Here is an 18,301-nt window from a genome sequence, read left to right as displayed (position 1 = left end):
GCGCGACTTTTACAGGGATGTGTGTCAGTCGTGAAAAACCAAAACCAGCAGCACCAGATTTAACAGCAACGATACCAATGCCATTGTCCGCCACACTTTCAATGGCTCACGCTCCATCAACGGTTTGGGCCGCACGCTCAAGCTGCGCCGCTCGCCCTGTTCCAGCAGCAGTAACCATTCTTCCGCTGTTTCAAACCGCTGACCCGGATCCGCCACAACGGCACGTTCCAGACATTGCGCAATCCATTCCGGCAAATCCGGCCGATAGCGACTGGCGCTGACCGGTACACCAAACCGTGGTCGCTGGAACGCTTCGATTTCACCGTAGGGGTAATGCCCGGTCAGCAGGAAATACAGCGTCACGCCTACCGCGTACAGATCCTGTTGCGGCGTCGGGATGTCCCCGCGAAAGGCTTCAGGCGCGATGAAACTGGGCGTTCCAGGCAGGGTAGACGCTTGATCCTCTGACAAACCGGAGCAATACGCGAGGCCGAAATCCAGCAGACGCAATTCGCCGTCAACACCGAGCAACAGGTTTTCCGGTTTGATGTCGCGATGCAAAATTTGCCGCCGATGCAACAGGCCAACCGCGCGAAGCAAGCGCTCGGCCAGATCTTGCCATTGCGCCAGCGGCAAAGATCCGACACTGGCGTGCAGGTCTGCCAGCGTCGTGCCGGAATATTCGCGCATTACATAGTACAAATGCTGACGCTGGCTGGCGGCATGGACTTCAGGAAAATTCCGTCCGGCCACACGCTTGAGAAACCATTCCTCCGACAGCAACGCTTGCCCGGCCAAGTGATCGTCGTGCAGCGCCGCGGGCAAGGTTTTCAACAGCCAGGGTTGCTGTTGTCCGTCGCGAACCCGATAGAGCAGTGATTGCTGGCTCTGGCCGAGTGTCCCTTCAACGTGCCAGCCTTCGAAGGTTTGACCGGGTTTCAGCGCTGGTGGCAATGGCCATTGCTGTAAATGAATCAGCGCATCCCCAATGCTCGTTTCACCCAAGGCGTCGACCCGCACCAGCAGGGCGCTTGCATTGTCTTGGCTGCCGGCCAAGTGCGCGGCATTGACCAAGGTGTGTGCCGCACTGTCCAGATCGGGTTGATCTCGCAGAATGGCGGCAATGGCGGTGTCGCCCAGCACGGCCCAGATGCCGTCGCTGAGCAGCACGAAACTCTCATTCAGGCGCAATTCACCATCGAGAAAATCCAGCACCAGATGTTGATCCAGCCCCAGCGCACGCTTGAGCACATGCTGCATGCCCGGTTGGTCCCAGACATGATCCTCACTGACGCGCTGCAACTGGTCCGCGTGCCAGCGATACACCCGGCAATCTCCTACATGGGCCAAGGTAAAACGCCTGCCGCGCATGACCAAAGCACTGACGGTGGTCAGCAACGGTTGTCCGCCACCGTTGGCCTGCAACCAGCGGTTTTGCGCCAGCAGCAAGCGGTCCAATGCTTGAGCGACGCCCCAGGTTTGTGGGGTGGCGTAATAGTCCAGCGCCAGGGCCTGCAAGGTCGAACGGGCCGCGAGCCCGCCGTCGGCGCATTGGCTGACCCCGTCGGCAATGGCGAACAAGTACCCCTTGCTGACCGCCAGCGCCGGGGCCGGCGTCACCAGGCGCAGGGCATCCTGATTTTCCTCCCGCGGGCCGGTGGCGCTGGCGTGGGCAAAGCTCAGTTGCAGGCTCATCGAGGTTTTAAACCCGAGCCGCCGTCACGGCAGCCGAACCCCAGGTGGTTCTCCAGCGACGTTTCACCCCGTGCAGACCGAACCAGGCCAGAACGCCGAGGCTGGCGAACAACCACAAGGCCAGTTGATAGCTGCCAGTGCTTTGCTTGATCGCGCCCATGCCTGCCGCCAGCGCGAAGCCACCGATACCGCCGGCCATGCCGATCAAACCGGTCATCACACCGATCTCCCGACGAAAGCGCTGCGGCACCAATTGGAAAACCGCGCCGTTACCTGCGCCCAACCCGAGCATGGTGCAGACGAAAAGCGCCAGTGCCGCGTATGAACTCGGCAGATTGAAACCGACCACCGCGATACAGATTGCCGCCACCGTGTACATCGCCAGCAACGTGCGAATACCGCCGAAACGGTCCGCCAGCGCGCCGCCCAATGGACGCATCAGGCTGCCGCCAAACACGCAGGCCGCCGTGTAGTAACCGGCCGCGACCGGGCTCAGGCCGTATTGGTCGTTGAAGTAGCCGGGCAGGGCGCTGGCCAGGCCGATGAAGCCGCCGAAGGTCACGCTGTAGAAAAACATGAACCACCAGCTGTCGCGGTCGCCCAGGGCTTTGAAGTAGTCGGCCATGGACTTGGCTTTCGGCCGCTCAGGTGCGTTTTTCGCCAGCCAGGCGAAGACGATCAGGGTCAGGATCAGCGGGATCAGGGCGAAGCCGAACACGTTGCTCCAGCCGAACGCGGCCGCCAATACCGGGGCGATCAGCGCGGCGAGCACCGTGCCCGAGTTGCCAGCGCCGGCAATGCCCATGGCTTTGCCCTGATGTTGCGGCGGATACCATTGCGAGGCCAGCGGCAGGGCAACGGCAAAGGACGCACCGGCCATGCCGAGGAACAGGCCCAGCACCAGCGCTTGTTCGTAGCTGTGAATCCCGAGTTTCCACGCGCCGAACAGCGCGCAGATAACAATTACCTGACCAATCACCCCAGCAGTTTTTGGCGACAGACGATCCGCCAGCATGCCCATGATAAAGCGCAGTACGGCACCGGCCAGAATCGGCGTGGCCACCACCAGCCCGCGCTGTTGGGTGGTCAGGTGTAGGTCCGCGGCGATCTGCACGGCCAACGGGCCGAGCAGGTACCAGACCATGAAACTCAGGTCGAAATAGAGAAAGGCCGCAAACAGTGTTGGCGTATGGCCGGATTTCCAGAAGCTTGAATTCATCGCGCACCTCAGCTGTGAAGAGTCTCGAGAAGGAGTCATGAGCTAGCAGGTGGGGCGCCTAAGGGCCGCACCACCGGCCCCGGGCTGTGGGGCCAAAACGAAAAAACGCCGCCACCCGATTCGCCAGGGGCAAATGGGGTGAGCGACGTCTTTGTCGTAGGTGGGGCAACCGCCGTTGGTTACCTGTGGTGATTACTTAGCCAGATTTGTGCCAACACTCGGGATAGAGTCGCGGCCATCGCGGGCAAGCCTTGCTCCTACAGGATTGGTGGCGAATTAAATCCGGCGAACGACACAAACCTGTAGGAGCAAGGCTTGCCCGCGATGGCGTCCTCAGCCCAGCAACTCACTCATGGCAATAATCTGCTCCGCCACCTGGATCAACTTCTGCTGCCGGCTCATCGCCTGGCGGCGCATCAGGGTGTAAGCCTCTTCCTCATTGCAATTTTTCATCTTCATCAACAGCCCCTTGGCCAGCTCGATGCGCTTGCGTTCAGCCAATTGCTGATCGCGGGCATGCAGTTGGGCGCGCAGGGCCTGATCACTTTCAAACCGCGCCATGGCGACGTCGAGAATCGGCTGCAAGCGCTGTGCGTGAATGCCTTCGACGATGTAGGCACTGACCCCGGACTTGATCGCTTGACGCATCACGCCGGGGTCGTGCTCATCGGTAAACATGACGATCGGTCGTGGCTGGTCGCGGGTCACCAGCACCACTTGTTCCAACACATCGCGGCTCGGTGACTCGGTATCGATCAGGATCACGTCCGGACGCACCGTTTCGACGCGCTCGGGCAGGTCGATGGTCAGGCCCGATTCGTCGATCACCTCGAACCCGGCTTCGGTCAGGGCGGCTTTCAATCGACCGACTTTCTTCGCGGTGTCATTGATCAGCAGGATACGCAGCATTTCGCAGTCTCCTGTCAGCGCTGGGCGAATCGGTGCGAGCTGTCGCTCAGGGCGTGCAACTTGAAACTGTGGGCATAACCGGCCGGGTCGGAACCGTCCCAGACTTTGCCGTCGATCAACTGGCTGCTGCGCATGTCCTGATACTGGGCGGCGACTCCGACAGCGCTGGCGGCTTCGCGGTACAACGCCAATTGCTGGATCTGGCGGGCCACGCCGAGGTAATCCGGATCGTCGCGCAACAATCCCCAGCGCCGGAACTGGGTCATGAACCACATGCCGTCGGACAGGTAAGGCACGTTGACCTCGCCGCCGGCATGGAAGCGCAACGCGTGCGGGTCTTGCCAGCGATGGCCCAGACCGTCAGCGTAATCGCCCAGCAGGCGCGGTTCGATGCAGTCGAGGGCCGCATCGAGGTAGTCGGGCGCGCTCAACAGTTGTGCGGTGCTGCGGCGATTTTCCGTGCTTTGCTCGATAAACCGGCTGGCTTCCAGGGTCGCCATCACCAAAGCCCGCGCGGTGTTGGGGTACTGCTCGACAAAGGCACGGGTGCAGCCGAGGACTTTTTCCGGGTGATCGGGCCAGATGGTCTGGGTTGTCGCCAGGGTAAAGCCGAGATTCTGTTGCACCGCGCTGGCGGACCAAGGTTCCCCGACACAAAAACCGTCGATACGCCCGGCTTGCAGGTGCGCGACCATTTGCGGCGGCGGCACCACTACGCTGTCGACATCCTGCAATGGATGTATGCCCTGGCTCGCCAGCCAGTAATACAGCCACATGGCGTGGGTGCCGGTGGGAAATGTCTGGGCGAAGGTAAGTTTTGGGCGAGTTTGGTGCACATGGCGGTCGAGTGCTTCAGGACTGGTCACGCCCAACGCCTGCAAACCGTGGGAAAGATTGATGCTCTGGCCGTTCTGGTTCAGGCCCATCAGCACGGCCATGTCGGTCGGGGCCACACCGCCGATGCCCAGGTGAACCGCATAAATCAGGCCGTAAAGGCTGTGGGCGGCGTCGAGTTCGCCGCTGACCAGTTTGTCCCGCAGGTTGGCCCAGGACGACTGGCGCTTGAGGTTCAGGGTCAGGCCATAGGGCTGGGCGAACCCCTGGGTCGCGGCGACCACCACCGAGGCGCAATCGCTCAAGGCCATGAAACCGAGATTGATGTCGGTCTTTTCCGGGGCATCGCTGCCATTGACCCACGCCAGAGGGTTGGCTGGAACTTCAATCATCGTCAGGCACCTTGCATAAAAAAACGCCGTACCGAGCCGCTTGCCAGAGCAAGGGCCAGTGACGACGCCGTTGTCTTTCGACCCATCCCGCCATTGGCATGAGTGCTGATACCTGTGACGGTGCAAGGCATATGCCATCGTTCGTTGATTTCATCGCGCGCCTCGCCTGCAACCCGATGCCCGGCTATAATTGCCGCCACTTTTCAGCCCAGAGTCAAACCCGCCCATGTACACCCTGGCCCGTCAGATGTTGTTCAAACTTTCCCCGGAAACCTCCCACGATCTGTCCCTGGACCTGATCGGCGCGGGCGGGCGTTTGGGCCTCAACGGCTTGTTGTGCAAGGCCCCGGCGAAAATGCCGGTGTCGGTCATGGGCCTGGATTTCCCGAACCCGGTGGGTTTGGCGGCCGGTCTGGACAAGAACGGCGCGGCCATCGACGGATTCGCTCAACTGGGTTTTGGTTTTGTCGAAATCGGCACCATCACCCCGCGCCCGCAGCCGGGTAACCCGAAACCACGGATTTTCCGTCTGCCGGAAGCCGAGGCGATCATCAACCGCATGGGGTTCAACAACCTCGGCGTCGATCACCTGCTGGCCCGCGTGGCGGCGGCCAAGTACAAAGGCGTGCTGGGCATCAACATCGGCAAGAACTTCGACACCCCGGTTGAGCGCGCGGTCGACGATTACCTGATTTGCCTGGACAAGGTCTACGCCCACGCCAGCTACGTGACGGTCAATGTCAGCTCGCCCAACACCCCGGGCCTGCGCAGTCTGCAGTTCGGCGATTCGCTCAAGCAGTTGCTCGCTGATCTGGCCACGCGCCGCGCGGAACTGGCGTTGCGTCACGGCAAACATGTCCCGCTGGCGATCAAGATCGCGCCGGACATGACCGACGAAGAAACCGCACAAGTCGCACAAGCGCTGATTGAAACCGGGATGGACGCGGTGATCGCCACCAACACCACCCTGAGCCGTGTTGGCGTCGAAGGCATGGAATACGGTGACGAGGCGGGTGGCCTGTCCGGCGCACCGGTTCGCGACAAGAGCACTAACACTGTGAAAGTGCTGGCGACGGAACTGGCAGGTCGCTTGCCGATCATCGCCGTGGGCGGCATCACCGAAGGCAAACACGCGGCCGAGAAAATCGCGGCGGGTGCGAGCCTGGTGCAGATCTACTCCGGCTTTATCTACAAAGGCCCGGCGTTGATTCGTGAGTCGGTAGACGCCATCGCAGCACTGCGCTAACCCCCTGTGGAGCCCGGCTTGCCGGCGATGGCGATCTCAAGGACGCCATCGCAGCCTTGCGCTAACCCCCTGTAGGAGCCCGGCTTGCCGGCGATGGCGATCTCAAGGACGCTATCGCAGCCTTGCGCTAACCCCCTGTAGGAGCCCAGCTTGCCGGCGATGGCGATCTCAAGGACGCTATCGCAGCCTTGCGCTAACCCCCTGTAGGAGCCCGGCTTGCCGGCGATGGCGATCTCAAGGACGCCATCGCAGCCTTGCGCTAACCCCCTGTAGGAGCCCGGCTTGCCGGCGATGGCGATCTCAAGGACGCTATCGCCAGCAAGCCGGGCTCCTGCAAGGGATTGTGTTTAGCCAGAGATCAGACATAAAAAAGGGCTCCTCGAAGGAGCCCCTGGGCCGAAGCCCGCCGTCCGGATGGGACGTGCGTGGTTAATTCAGTCAGTCATCAGATTGTCGTGTCGGAGTGTCAGGCCCTGTAATTAATTGCCGACGGCGTGAAGTTCGTTGAGTCTGTGGATTCCCGCAGTGCCGGTCATACCGTCCCAGTTGTCGCCGCGTCCCTCGCGCCAGCCGTTAATCCAGGCTTGGCGTACTGACGGTAGAGTAAATGGGCAAAGCTCACGGGATTTGCCACCAACGCCATATTGATATCCGCGCAAAAATGCTCTTTCCAACGGATCACGCTTAAGTCTTCTCATAGGGTGTTGCCCTCACTTGTTGACTGTATTCATCGCGTAGACCTCAATCGAGGTCTGGCAGAAAAAACTCTGCCGTTGGGGCCCGCTGCCGGCGTCGCGAGCCAAGGTGTTGACGCCGTTGCGGCGTCAACCTGTGTTGAGTTCTAACCAATGCGTCACATCGAGGGAATGATCGTTTTGTCATAAGAACGTAACGATAAAGATGCTATGGCCATAAGTAACACGATGTTTGCCCCGTGTTTGTTGGTAAAGCCCTGTATGATCGGCCCCCCGCAGGATGATGGGGTTAATCCTTAGTGAGAATGACTTCTGTTGCGTGGGAGCATTATTCGACGAAGGGTCGACTTATGACATTTTGTTGCATCAACTTTTTTATCTGCCTGTGCATCTAAGCTCTTCTAACCTGAGCAGCACAGGTGGGACGGCACACCTTCGTGCCACGCGGGCGCTCTTTTAGAAAAGCGCCTGATTGAAATCCGGACCGGCAATGCGTTGTCGGTTCACTTAGCTAAAGGCTCTGAAAATCCAATGTCCGATCAATTCGAAATCTTCCTCACTTGCCCCAAAGGCCTTGAAGGCCTTCTGATCGAGGAAGCCGTCGGGCTTGGCCTTGAAGAAGCACGTGAGCACACCTCTGCCGTGCGCGGCATGGCGACCATGGAAACCGCTTACCGCCTGTGCCTGTGGTCGCGTCTGGCGAACCGGGTGTTGCTGGTGCTCAAGCGTTTCCCGATGAAGGACGCCGAAGACCTTTACCACGGCGTGCTGGACATCGAGTGGCAAGACCACATGCTCAACGCCGGCACCTTGGCCGTCGAGTTCAGCGGCCATGGCTCGGGTATCGACAACACCCACTTTGGCGCTTTGAAAGTCAAAGACGCCATCGTCGACAAACTGCGCACCCCGCAAGGCGACCGTCCGTCGATCGATAAACTCAACCCGGACCTGCGCATTCACCTGCGCCTGGACCGTGGGGAAGCGATTCTTTCCCTCGACCTGTCCGGCCACAGCCTGCACCAGCGTGGTTATCGCTTGCAGCAAGGCGCGGCACCGCTGAAGGAAAACCTCGCGGCCGCGATCCTGATCCGATCCGGCTGGCCACGCATTGCAGCCGAAGGCGGCGCGCTGGCTGACCCGATGTGCGGTGTCGGTACGTTCCTGGTCGAAGCCGCGATGATCGCCGCCGACATGGCGCCGAACCTGCGTCGCGAGCAGTGGGGCTTTACCCATTGGCTTGGCCATGTCCCGGCGCTGTGGAAGAAGCTTCACGAAGAAGCCACTGAGCGTTGCGCGGCCGGCCTGGCCAAGCCACCGCTGTGGATTCGCGGTTACGAAGCCGACCCGCGCCTGATTCAACCGGGCCGCAACAACGTTGAGCGTGCCGGCCTGAGCGAGTGGATCAAGATCTACCAGGGCGAAGTCGGTACCTTTGAGCCGCGTCCGGACCAGAACCAGAAAGGCCTGGTGATCTGCAACCCTCCCTACGGCGAACGTCTGGGTGACGAAGCGAGTTTGCTCTACCTCTATCAGAACCTCGGCGAGCGTCTGCGTCAGGCCTGCCTGAACTGGGAGGCCGCGGTGTTCACCGGCGCGCCGGACCTGGGCAAGCGCATGGGCATTCGTAGCCACAAGCAGTACTCGTTCTGGAATGGCGCGCTGCCGTGCAAGCTGCTGCTGATCAAGGTTACGCCAGACCAGTTCGTCACGGGCGAGCGTCGCACCCCGGAACAACGCCAGGTCGAGCGCGAGCAGGCGGAAGTCGAAGTCGCCGGCAACGATGTGGTGCCGGGCAAGTACGAGAAGTACAACAAGAACGGCAACCCGATCAAACCGGCCCCGGTGGTGATCGAGCAACCGCGCTTGAGCGAAGGCGGGCAGATGTTTGCCAATCGCCTGCAAAAAAATCTGAAGGCACTGGGCAAGTGGGTCAAGCGCGAAGGCATCGATTGCTATCGCGTCTACGATGCCGACATGCCGGAGTATTCCATGGCTATCGACCTGTATCAGGATTGGGTCCACGTCCAGGAATACGCGGCGCCGAAATCCATCGATCCGGAAAAAGCCTCGGCCCGCATGTTCGATGCCCTGGCCGCCATTCCGCAGGCCCTGAACATCGACAAGAGCCGCGTGGTGGTCAAGCGTCGCGAGCGTCAGAGCGGCACCAAGCAGTACGAGCGTCAGGCCGCGCAGGGCAAGTTCGTCGAGGTCAATGAAGGTGGCGTGAAGCTGCTGGTCAACCTCACCGACTACCTCGACACCGGGCTGTTCCTCGATCACCGCCCGATGCGCATGCGCATTCAGAAAGAGGCGGCCGGCAAGCGCTTCCTCAATCTGTATTGCTACACCGCGACGGCCAGTGTTCACGCGGCCAAGGGCGGCGCACGCACCACCACCAGCGTCGACCTGTCGAAAACCTACCTGGACTGGGCGCGACGTAATCTGTCGCTGAACGGTTTCTCTGACAAGAACCGTCTGGAACAGGGCGATGTGATGGCTTGGCTCGACGCCTGCCGTGACGAATACGACCTGATTTTCATCGACCCGCCGACGTTCTCTAACTCCAAGCGCATGGAAGGGATCTTCGACGTGCAACGCGACCAGGTGCAGTTGATCGACTTGGCCATGGCGCGTCTGGCACCCGGTGGTGTGTTGTATTTCTCCAACAACTTCCGCAAGTTCGTCCTTGAGGAAAACCTCACCGAGCGTTATGCCGTTGAAGAAATCACCGCACAGACCATCGACCCGGATTTCGCCCGTAACGGCAAGATCCACCGTGCCTGGAAAATCACTGCACGTTGACACCTGAACGGTGGATCCACAGAGCCTTGATTTTTAAAGGCTCTTTGGATTCTTTCAGTGCTGGTCAAATTAGTGGCTAATAGCTATAACTCTTCTCATGGCCAATGGGTTTCCCGCACCTGGCGTTTTGAGTTGCGTCTATGTCGTTGCACGCCGTGCGCCCCAGGATCCTGGGTATTATCAGCGAAGATGCCTCGGCCTGGCTGGTCGCGCTGCTGGTGTTGATTATGGGTGGTGTTCTTACGGGGATACTCGCCTGGTCAACGCTCAATGTGTTCCACCATCAACTCAAGCAACGTTTCCAGCTGCTGGCCAGTGAGCGTTTTAGCCGCATTGAAGAACGTTTCGTAGACCAGGAGCAGCGCCTCGACGGCCTGCGCCGGTTTTTCTCCAATTCCAGTTCGGTCTCCCGCGAGGAGTTCGACGGTTACACCCAAGCCCTGTTGCACCGGACTCAAGCCTATGAATTCGCGGCGCGAGTGACGCGTGCCGAGCGCGCGGAATTCGAGCGCAAGGCGCGGGAAGAGGGATTGCGCGACTTCACCATTCGTGAACTTGACGGCAACGGTCAACTGCAATTGGCCGCTGGCCGCGATGAATACGTGGCGGTGCTTTACAGTCAGACGCAAAGTCGACTGGGCTCGCTGCTGGGTTACGACTTGCTGACCGAATCGATGCGTCGATCAACCGTTGAACGGGCGGACAGACTGGGCGCCATGGCGGTGTCGCAGCCGATGCATCTGGTCAGTATCGAGCCGGCCTATGCGCGTGGCGTGCTGCTGGTAGCGCCGGTGATGATGCGCAACACGCCAAGCATTACGGGGGTAAAACCCTTCGGTTATGTCATGGCAGTGATCAGCATGCGCCAGTTACTGGCAGAGGGATTGCCGGATTCCATGCGCGACTATCTCTCGGTGCGCATTCTCGACTTGTCGGTCGGCGAGCAGCACGAAGCGCTTTTCGAATCCTTCAACGGACCTGCAGCCAGTCATTTGTCCGCGAGCCGGCTGTTGCGACTGGCCGATCACGATTATCAAGTCGACATCACGCCGAGCGAAGCCTTTATAAAGGCCAACCATTCCTCGGTGAAGACCCTGATGGTGCTGGGCGGGTTGCTCAGTCTGCTGCTCAGTGTGTTGTTGTACGTGTTGGTCAGTCAGCGTCAGCGCGCGCTGAAAATGGTGGAGCAGCGGACCGAGGAGTTACGTGCCCGCGAGCAGGAGTTACGTGGCGCTCACGGACAGTTGCGTGCTGTGCTGAATGCGGCAACTCAGGTGGCGATCATCGCCACCGACCTGCGCGGGATCATCAATACGTTCAACGCCGGTGCCGAGCAGATGCTGGGTTACGCCAGCGTCGAGGTCGTGGGGCACATGACCCTGGAAAACCTGCACTTGCACCGGGAGTTGGTGGAGCGCGCGGCGGAGTTGAGTGCGCGGTATGGCAAACCGATTCCGACCAGTCAGGCGATGTTGGTCAAAGGGGGCGAAGAGGGCGGGCACGAGGCGCGGGAGTGGACGCTGATGCGCCGCGATGGCAGCCATTTGGCGGTGAACATGCTCGCGACCCCGGTGCTCGATGAGCAAGGTCTGTGGGTCGGTCATCTGGCGATCTGCATCGACATTACCGAACGCAAACGCGTCCATGAGGCGCTGGCGGCGCGGGACCTGTTGTTGAAAAAACTCAGTGCCCATGTGCCCGGCGGCATCTATCAATTCAAGATGGAATTCGACGGTCGCTTCAGTGTGATCTATGCCAGCGACGGTATTCGTGAGATCTACGAGCTCGAACCGGATGTGATGCTGCTCAATGCCGAATCGATCTTCACGCGCATTCATCCACAGGACTCGACTCGGGTCCGTGCCTCGATCCGGGCGTCAGCGGACACCCTTAGCCCGTGGCGCGAGGAATACCGCGTTCAGTTGCCCATACGCGGCCTGCGCTGGGTTCGTGGTGAGGCGACCCCTGAAGAGCTGCCCGGTGGCGGCGTGCTCTGGCATGGCTACATTTCCGACATCTCCGACTTGAAACGCGTGGAAGAAGAGTTGCGCGCGCTGTCGATCACCGATTCGCTGACCGGGATCCACAACCGCCGCTATTTCCAGGAACGCCTGACCACCGAAATGGTTCGGGTCCAGCGTGGAGGGGGCGAGTTGTCGGTGATCATGCTCGACATCGACCACTTCAAACGCATCAACGACCAGCATGGCCATGCCGTGGGGGATCGGGTATTGCGGGCCGTGTGCGAGCGTATCGGTCATCGGCTGCGGCGCACGGATGTGTTCTGTCGCCTCGGGGGTGAAGAATTCATGGTGCTCTGCCCGGACACCGACAGCGAGCAGGCTCAAGTGCTGGCCTTGCAGTTGTGGCAAGGGCTGCGCAGTTCACCGATCGACGGCGTCGGGTTCGTCACCGCGAGTTTCGGGATTGCCAGTTGGCGCGTCGGGGAGGGCGCGGATGCGCTGTTGCTGCGGGCAGACTCAGGGGTTTATGCGGCGAAGCTGGCTGGGCGGGATCGGGTTGAGGCGCAGAAAATCTAAAGCTGTGCGCGGTCCCTTGTGGGAGCGAGCAAGTCGAATCGTCGCACCGCCGCTCCCACATTTGATTTCCGGTGAACTGTAGATCGAGTTAGAGCACCGAAGCAGTTTCCGGCAGTTTCGGCTGGCGATACAGGTCCAGCAGCACCTGATCCAGTACCGAAGACGCGCCAAACGGTGCCTTGTCGTTAAGGATCGCCACCACTGCCCAGGTGTTGCCATTGACGTCTCGGCTGAAGCCGGAGATGGCGCGTACAGTGTTCAGAGTGCCCGTCTTGACGTGGGCTTCGCCGCGCATCGCGGTGGTCTTCAGGCGTTTGCGCATGGTGCCGTCGGTGCCGGCAATTGGCATTGAGCTGATGAACTCGGCGGCATACGGGCTGTGCCATGCCGCTTGAAGCATGGCTGCCATTTCACGGGCGCTGACGCGTTCGGAGCGGGACAGACCGGAACCGTTCTCCATCACCAGGTGCGGCGCCGTGATGCCTTTCTTCGCCAGCCACTGACGGACCACACGCTGCGCGGCTTTGGCATCATCACCGTCGGCATCGGTGCGGAACTTCTGCCCCAGGCTCAGGAACAGTTGCTGAGCCATGGTGTTGTTACTGTATTTGTTGATGTCGCGGATGATTTCCGCCAGGTCCGGCGAGTAAGCCCGGGCCAGCAATTTTGCACCGCTTGGAGTAGGCGCCAACACATCCTTGCCCTGAATGCTGCCGCCCAGTTCTTTCCAGATGGCCCGCACAGCGCCTGCGGTGTAAGTCGCGTGGTCAAGCAGCGACAGGTACGTCTGGGAGCTGCAACCATCGCCCAACTGGCCACCGACCGTCACGGTCATGCTGCCATCGGCCTGGGTCACCGGGTTGTAACGTACGCCTGCGGTGCATTGCTTGGAATTGACGGCTTTGACCTGATTTTCGATATGGATGCTGGCAATCGGCGGTTCCACCGACACCAGCACCCGGCCGTTGTCGTTGCGCGCCACAAAGCGCAGGGCCTTGAGGTTGACCATCAGCGAGTCGGGCTTGACCAGGAACGGCTTGTTCTCGTCGTTGCCATCATCATTGAACTCGGGCAATTGCGGTTGAGTGAAAAAATTGCGGTCCAGCACCAGGTCGCCGGTGATTTGCGTCACGCCGTTGGCGCGCAAATCGCGCATCAGCAGCCAGAGTTTTTCCATGTTCAGCTTAGGATCGCCGCCACCCTTGAGGTAGAGGTTGCCGTTGAGGATGCCTGCGCTGAGGGTGCCATCGGTGTAGAACTCGGTTTTCCACTGATGGTTCGGGCCGAGCATTTCCAGCGCGGCATACGTGGTGACCAGCTTCATGGTCGAGGCCGGATTGACCGAGACGTCAGCGTTGAAAACGGTCGGGGTGCCTGGGCCGGTGAGCGGGATCATTACCAGCGACAGGGCGCTGTCCTGCAGTTTACTGGCCTTGAGGGCTTTTTCGACGTTGGGCGAGAGCGCGGTGTTGATCGGGGCGGCGGAAACGCAAAGGGCCAGAGGAAGAATGAAACTGGCCAGCAGCAATGGACGCAAAGACTTGATCATGTGCAATAAAACCCTACGGGCGAGGGGGGAAAAAACGAGGGCATGGCGATAAAATCCCTCAGTGGTCATGAAAGTGTCGGCATTATGCCCCAAGGCTTGAAGTCGTGTGCCGTGCCATACCCCTCTAAATCGCTATTTTTTTACCAGCGGTCAGACATGCACCCCAGAGAGTCGGGCAATTAGTGGCTTAAACTGCTAAAGTGCCGCCCGTTATTACTTTTGAGGATTGTTCCAATGGCGACTAACCGTTCCCAGCGTCTGCGCAAAAAACTGTGCGTCGATGAATTTCAAGAGCTGGGTTTCGAACTGAACCTGGATTTCAAAGAAGATTTGGCTGATGAAGCCATTGATGCTTTCCTCGACGCGTTCCTGAAAGAAGCCATGGAAGCCAACGGTCTGGGCTATGTTGGCGGCGACGACTTCGGTCTGGTTTGTCTGCAGAAGCGTGGCTCGGTATCCGAAGAGCAGCGTGCTGCTGTTGAAGCCTGGCTCAAAGGCCGCAGCGAACTGACTGAAGCAACCGTCAGCCCGCTGATCGACGTCTGGTACCCGGAAAAGCCGATCAATCCGGTAGCTTGATGTTATAAAAAACGGCGACCCAAGGGTCGCCGTTTTTTTATGCCTGCTTTTTGTAGGAGCCGGGGGGACGCCCAGTCCTTGCCCGCGATGGCGTACCTGAGATCGCCATCGCGGGCAAGCCTTGCTCCTACAGGGCTTTACGCCAATTCAAAATCAACAGCGTCAACACCCCCGCCACAATCCCCCAAAACGCCGAACCGATGGAAAACAGCGTCAGCCCCGACGCCGTGACCATAAAGGTGATCAGCGCTGCTTCACGTTCCTTCACCTCGGTCATTGCGATGCTCAAGCCATTGATGATCGAGCCGAACAGCGCCAGCGCTGCAATCGACAGCACCAACTCCTTCGGCAACGCGGCAAACAACGCCGCCAGCGTCGCGCCGAATACCCCTGCGATCCCGTAGAAAATCCCGCACCAGACGGCGGCCGTGTAGCGCTTGTTGCGATCTTCATGGGCATGCGGCCCGGTGCAGATCGCTGCGCTGATGGCCGCCAGGTTGATCCCGTGGGAACCGAACGGTGCCAGTAGCAGCGAGGCGATGCCAGTAGTGGTGATCAGCGGTGAAGCCGGCACGTTATAACCGTCGGCGCGCAGAACGGCGATGCCCGGCATGTTCTGCGAGGTCATGGCCACCACGAACAGCGGAATGCCGATGCTGATGGTCGCGGCCAGGGAGAAGTGCGGCGTGGTCCAGACCGGCGTCGCCACTTCCAGATGGAAACCACTGAAATCCAGCAGCCCCATGAACCCTGACAAAGCAGTACCGATCAACAGCGCGGCCAATACGGCATAACGTGGCGACAGGCGCTTGACCAGCAGATACGTGAAGAACATGCCCAGCACTAGCCCGGTGCGATGCTGGGCGGCGACGAAAATCTCGCTGCCGATCTTGAACAGAATCCCCGCCAGCAGGGCCGCAGCCAGGGACGCCGGAATCTTCTTCACCAGCCGTTCGAAGCTGCCGGTCAAGCCACAGATGGTCACCAGCACCGCACACGTGATGTAGGCGCCGATGGCCTCGCCGTAACTCACACCGCCCAGGCTGGTGATCAGCAACGCGGCACCGGGAGTCGACCAGGCAATCGTGATGGGGGTGCGATAACGCAAAGACAGGCCAATCGAGCACACGGCCATGCCAATCGAGATCGCCCAGATCCACGACGAAATTTGTCCGCTGGTCAGGCCAGCCGCTTGTCCGGCCTGGAACATCAGCACCAGAGAGCTGGTGTAACCGGTCATCATCGCGATAAACCCGGCGACGATGGCCGATGGCGAGGTGTCGGCCAATGGTCGGAGCTGCGTGTGCGTGACGTCGTTCATGACAGCAGTGTTCCTTCTGATAAAGATGTCCGAAACGCCGCTGAACCCTGTAGGAGCCGAACTTGCTCGCGATGGCGGTGGGTCAATCGACACATGTGTTGACTGGCCGGACGCCATCGCGAGCAAACTCCGCTCCTGCAGGGATCGCGTTCAGGCTGCGGATTCCGGGTTCAAGCCTAAACTCAAACGTAGCGGATCGTTGCAATACAGCGGAAGCGACAAACAGCCGTACAGTCGTGTTGCCACCATCCATTGTGTACAATCGCCGTGTTTTTTACGCGATACTTGCCAGCGACCCACTGTGCCGTATTACAGTCACCGTCAATTCGCCGCAGTTCTCCCGACTCGAGTGCCCATGAACGAACAGTTGCAGCCCCTAAAGAAACAACCGCGAGCAGGTAAAGCCGGTCGCAGCGGTACCCAGGACGATATTGTCTACGCGCATATCTTCGAGGCCATCCTCGAACAGCGCCTGGCGCCCGGCACCAAGTTGAGCGAAGAAGCGCTGGGGGAAATTTTCGGGGTCAGTCGCACCATCATTCGCCGCGCGCTGTCGCGCCTTGCCCATGAAGGCGTCGTGCTGCTGCGACCGAACCGTGGCGCGGTCGTCGCCAGCCCGAGTGTCGAAGAGGCCCGTCAGGTGTTCCTTGCGCGTCGTCTGGTGGAGCGGGCGATCACTGAGTTGGCGGTGCAACACGCGACCGCTGAGGAACTCTCCGAGTTGCGGCAGATGGTCAACGATGAGCGCGACAGCTTCTCCCGGGGCGATCGCGGTGCCGGCATTCGTCTGTCGGGTGAATTCCACCTGAAACTCGCTGAAGCAGCGAAGAATGCTCCCCTGATCAGCTTCCAGCGCAGCCTGGTGTCGCAGACTTCGTTGATCATCGCCCAGTACGAAAGTGGCAACCGTTCGCACTGTTCCTACGACGAACACACCCAGTTGATCGACGCCATCGAAGCGCGCAACGGTGAGCTGGCGGTGAGTTTGATGATGCATCATATGGATCACATCGACAGCAAACTCAACCTGAACGAAGAAAGTGCGTCGGATGATTTGCACGCGGTGTTCTCGCATTTGTTGCAGACCAAGAAGCCAGGGCGGCCGGCCGCCAAGCTTTAATTCAGACCGAGTTGCTCGCGAAGGCAATTGGACAGGCAATAAAAATCCCCCGGACTGTAGAGTGCGGGGGATTTTTTATGCCCGGAAAAACTCAGCGCTGATGCACCAGATTCCCCGCCGCGTACGTCTGTAGAACAGTGCGGTCATCCCCCAGCGTCATCAACACAAACAACGTCTCGGCAATGTTGTTCGCCTGCTTCAAGCGATAGCTCAGCAGTGGTGTGGCGTTGTAGTCCAGCACCAGGAAGTCCGCATCGGTGCCCGGTTTCAGCGTGCCGATCTTGTCTTCCAGTCGCAGCGCTCGCGCACCGCCGAGCGTGGCCAGGTACAGCGACTTGAACGGGCTCAACCGCGCACCTTGCAACTGCATGACTTTGTACGCTTCGTTCAGGGTTTGCAGCAGTGAAAAACTGGTGCCGCCGCCAACATCTGTACCCAGGCCGACATTCAGTTTGTGTTTCTCGGCCATCGGCAGATTGAACAAACCGCTGCCGAGGAAGAAGTTCGACGTCGGGCAGAAGGCGATGGCCGAACCGGTTTCCGCCAGTCGTGCGCACTCGTCGTCGCACAGGTGCACGCCATGGGCAAACACCGAGCGCTCGCCCAGCAATTGGTAGTGATCGTAAACGTCCAGGTAGCCTTTGCGTTCCGGGAACAGCTCTTTGACCCACTCGACTTCTTTCAGGTTTTCACTGATGTGGGTCTGCATGTACAGGTCCGGGTATTCACTCAGCAACTGGCCGGCAAGGGTCAGTTGTTCCGGGGTGCTGGTCGGGGCGAAACGCGGGGTAACGGCGTAGTGCAAGCGGCCCTTGCCGTGCCAGCGTTCGATCAGCGCCTTGCTTTCGACGTAGCTGGATTCGGCGGTGTCGGTCAGGTAGTCCGGCGCATTGCGGTCCATCATCACCTTGCCGGCGATCATCCGCAGGTCCAGCTGTTCGGCGGCCTCGAAGAACGAGTTCACTGATTGCGGATGCACACTGCCGAACACCAGCGCGGTGGTGGTGCCGTTGCGTAGCAGTTCTTTGATGAAAATGTCGGCAACTTCATCGGCATGAGCCTTGTCGGCGAACTGGCGTTCGCACGGGAAGGTGTAGGTGTTGAGCCAGTCCAGCAGTTGCTCGCCGAAGGCGCCGACCATGCCGGTTTGCGGCAAATGGATGTGGGTATCGATGAGGCCCGGTGTGATCAACGCATCCTGATAATGAGTGATCTCGATATCGGCCGGCAGCGTCGGCAGCAAGTCGCTGGCGTGGCCGAGCGCACTGATCTGGCCGTTATCGACTACCAGCAAGCCGTCTTCGAAATACTCGTACGAGGCTTCGATCCCGACTTCGGCGGGGTCGGCAATGCTGTGCAGGATGGCGGCACGGTAGGCTTTGCGAGTCAAAGGCATGGTA

At 60.0% G+C, this 18,301-nt stretch carries 13 protein-coding genes; 5 read left to right on the top strand and 8 right to left on the bottom strand.

Going from position 1 to position 18,301, the window contains the following annotated elements:
- Positions 1-24: 24 nt before the first annotated feature.
- The 4 genes from ACA048_RS19850 to ACA048_RS19835 all read right to left on the bottom strand — a co-directional run bounded on the left by ACA048_RS19850 (position 25) and on the right by ACA048_RS19835 (position 5,049).
- Positions 25-1,695, bottom strand: a complete 1,671-nt coding sequence (locus ACA048_RS19850; RefSeq protein ID WP_497625933.1) for a bifunctional protein-serine/threonine kinase/phosphatase — start codon at positions 1,693-1,695, stop codon at positions 25-27.
- A 7-nt stretch (positions 1,696-1,702) separates the two neighbouring features.
- Positions 1,703-2,914, bottom strand: a complete 1,212-nt coding sequence (locus ACA048_RS19845) for a nitrate/nitrite transporter (RefSeq protein ID WP_497625932.1) — start codon at positions 2,912-2,914, stop codon at positions 1,703-1,705.
- 333 nt (positions 2,915-3,247) lie between these two features.
- On the bottom strand, positions 3,248-3,823 hold the full coding sequence (locus tag ACA048_RS19840) for an ANTAR domain-containing response regulator (protein ID WP_497625931.1): 576 nt from the start codon (positions 3,821-3,823) through the stop codon (positions 3,248-3,250).
- 14 nt (positions 3,824-3,837) lie between these two features.
- Positions 3,838-5,049 (bottom strand): CmpA/NrtA family ABC transporter substrate-binding protein, encoded by a 1,212-nt coding sequence (locus ACA048_RS19835; RefSeq protein ID WP_497625930.1) that lies wholly within the window; start codon positions 5,047-5,049, stop codon positions 3,838-3,840.
- Between the two features lie 226 nt (positions 5,050-5,275).
- Here ACA048_RS19835 and ACA048_RS19830 point away from each other — a divergent pair, with 226 nt between their 5' ends.
- On the top strand, positions 5,276-6,295 hold the full coding sequence (locus ACA048_RS19830) for a quinone-dependent dihydroorotate dehydrogenase (protein WP_497625929.1): 1,020 nt from the start codon (positions 5,276-5,278) through the stop codon (positions 6,293-6,295).
- Positions 6,296-6,774: 479 nt separating this feature from the next.
- Here ACA048_RS19830 and rmf read toward each other — a convergent pair whose 3' ends face one another.
- A complete protein-coding gene (gene rmf / locus ACA048_RS19825; RefSeq protein WP_007948532.1) occupies positions 6,775-6,993 on the bottom strand; it encodes a ribosome modulation factor in 219 nt (72 codons plus the stop codon).
- 528 nt (positions 6,994-7,521) lie between these two features.
- On the opposite strand from rmf, the gene rlmKL reads away from it, so the two are divergent.
- The gene (gene rlmKL, locus ACA048_RS19820) at positions 7,522-9,792 is read left to right on the top strand and encodes a bifunctional 23S rRNA (guanine(2069)-N(7))-methyltransferase RlmK/23S rRNA (guanine(2445)-N(2))-methyltransferase RlmL (protein ID WP_497625928.1); all 2,271 of its coding nucleotides are present in this window, start codon (positions 7,522-7,524) and stop codon (positions 9,790-9,792) included.
- Between the two features lie 140 nt (positions 9,793-9,932).
- Positions 9,933-12,332 carry a sensor domain-containing diguanylate cyclase gene (locus ACA048_RS19815; RefSeq protein ID WP_497625927.1) on the top strand — a complete coding sequence of 800 codons (2,400 nt, stop codon included), beginning with the start codon at positions 9,933-9,935 and terminating at the stop codon, positions 12,330-12,332.
- An 88-nt stretch (positions 12,333-12,420) separates the two neighbouring features.
- On the opposite strand, the gene dacB is transcribed toward ACA048_RS19815, so the two are convergent.
- A complete protein-coding gene (gene dacB, locus ACA048_RS19810; RefSeq protein ID WP_497625926.1) occupies positions 12,421-13,881 on the bottom strand; it encodes a D-alanyl-D-alanine carboxypeptidase/D-alanyl-D-alanine endopeptidase in 1,461 nt (486 codons plus the stop codon).
- 234 nt (positions 13,882-14,115) lie between these two features.
- Here dacB and ACA048_RS19805 point away from each other — a divergent pair, with 234 nt between their 5' ends.
- Positions 14,116-14,460: a YggL family protein gene (locus ACA048_RS19805; protein WP_007896965.1), complete on the top strand. Its 345-nt coding sequence runs from the start codon at positions 14,116-14,118 to the stop codon at positions 14,458-14,460.
- Between the two features lie 127 nt (positions 14,461-14,587).
- Here the strand turns inward: ACA048_RS19805 and ACA048_RS19800 are convergent, their stop codons facing one another.
- Entirely contained in the window at positions 14,588-15,781 is a 1,194-nt protein-coding gene (locus ACA048_RS19800) for a benzoate/H(+) symporter BenE family transporter (protein WP_497625925.1), read from the bottom strand.
- A gap of 355 nt (positions 15,782-16,136) precedes the next feature.
- Here ACA048_RS19800 and ACA048_RS19795 point away from each other — a divergent pair, with 355 nt between their 5' ends.
- Positions 16,137-16,901, top strand: a complete 765-nt coding sequence (locus ACA048_RS19795; RefSeq protein WP_497625924.1) for a GntR family transcriptional regulator — start codon at positions 16,137-16,139, stop codon at positions 16,899-16,901.
- Positions 16,902-16,992: 91 nt separating this feature from the next.
- Here ACA048_RS19795 and guaD read toward each other — a convergent pair whose 3' ends face one another.
- On the bottom strand, positions 16,993-18,297 hold the full coding sequence (gene guaD, locus ACA048_RS19790; protein ID WP_497625923.1) for a guanine deaminase: 1,305 nt from the start codon (positions 18,295-18,297) through the stop codon (positions 16,993-16,995).
- Between the last annotated feature and the right edge of the window lie 4 nt (positions 18,298-18,301).

The organism is Pseudomonas sp. LBUM1659 (assembly GCF_059716045.1).
Note: the sequence above shows the minus strand (reverse complement) of the source record. Positions and strands in the feature narration are given on the sequence as shown.

Bases quoted from the DNA above. Each gene is read 5' to 3' on its own strand.
- ACA048_RS19795 (WP_497625924.1), top strand. From the start codon at position 16,137: ATGAACGAACAGTTGCAGCCCCTAAAGAAACAACCGCGAGCAGGTAAA.
- dacB (WP_497625926.1), bottom strand. From the start codon at position 13,881: ATGATCAAGTCTTTGCGTCCATTGCTGCTGGCCAGTTTCATTCTTCCT.
- ACA048_RS19850 (WP_497625933.1), bottom strand. From the start codon at position 1,695: ATGAGCCTGCAACTGAGCTTTGCCCACGCCAGCGCCACCGGCCCGCGG.
- ACA048_RS19835 (WP_497625930.1), bottom strand. From the start codon at position 5,049: ATGATTGAAGTTCCAGCCAACCCTCTGGCGTGGGTCAATGGCAGCGAT.
- rmf (WP_007948532.1), bottom strand. From the start codon at position 6,993: ATGAGAAGACTTAAGCGTGATCCGTTGGAAAGAGCATTTTTGCGCGGA.
- guaD (WP_497625923.1), bottom strand. From the start codon at position 18,297: ATGCCTTTGACTCGCAAAGCCTACCGTGCCGCCATCCTGCACAGCATT.
- ACA048_RS19830 (WP_497625929.1), top strand. From the start codon at position 5,276: ATGTACACCCTGGCCCGTCAGATGTTGTTCAAACTTTCCCCGGAAACC.
- ACA048_RS19845 (WP_497625932.1), bottom strand. From the start codon at position 2,914: ATGAATTCAAGCTTCTGGAAATCCGGCCATACGCCAACACTGTTTGCG.
- ACA048_RS19815 (WP_497625927.1), top strand. From the start codon at position 9,933: ATGTCGTTGCACGCCGTGCGCCCCAGGATCCTGGGTATTATCAGCGAA.
- rlmKL (WP_497625928.1), top strand. From the start codon at position 7,522: ATGTCCGATCAATTCGAAATCTTCCTCACTTGCCCCAAAGGCCTTGAA.
- ACA048_RS19805 (WP_007896965.1), top strand. From the start codon at position 14,116: ATGGCGACTAACCGTTCCCAGCGTCTGCGCAAAAAACTGTGCGTCGAT.
- ACA048_RS19840 (WP_497625931.1), bottom strand. From the start codon at position 3,823: ATGCTGCGTATCCTGCTGATCAATGACACCGCGAAGAAAGTCGGTCGA.
- ACA048_RS19800 (WP_497625925.1), bottom strand. From the start codon at position 15,781: ATGAACGACGTCACGCACACGCAGCTCCGACCATTGGCCGACACCTCG.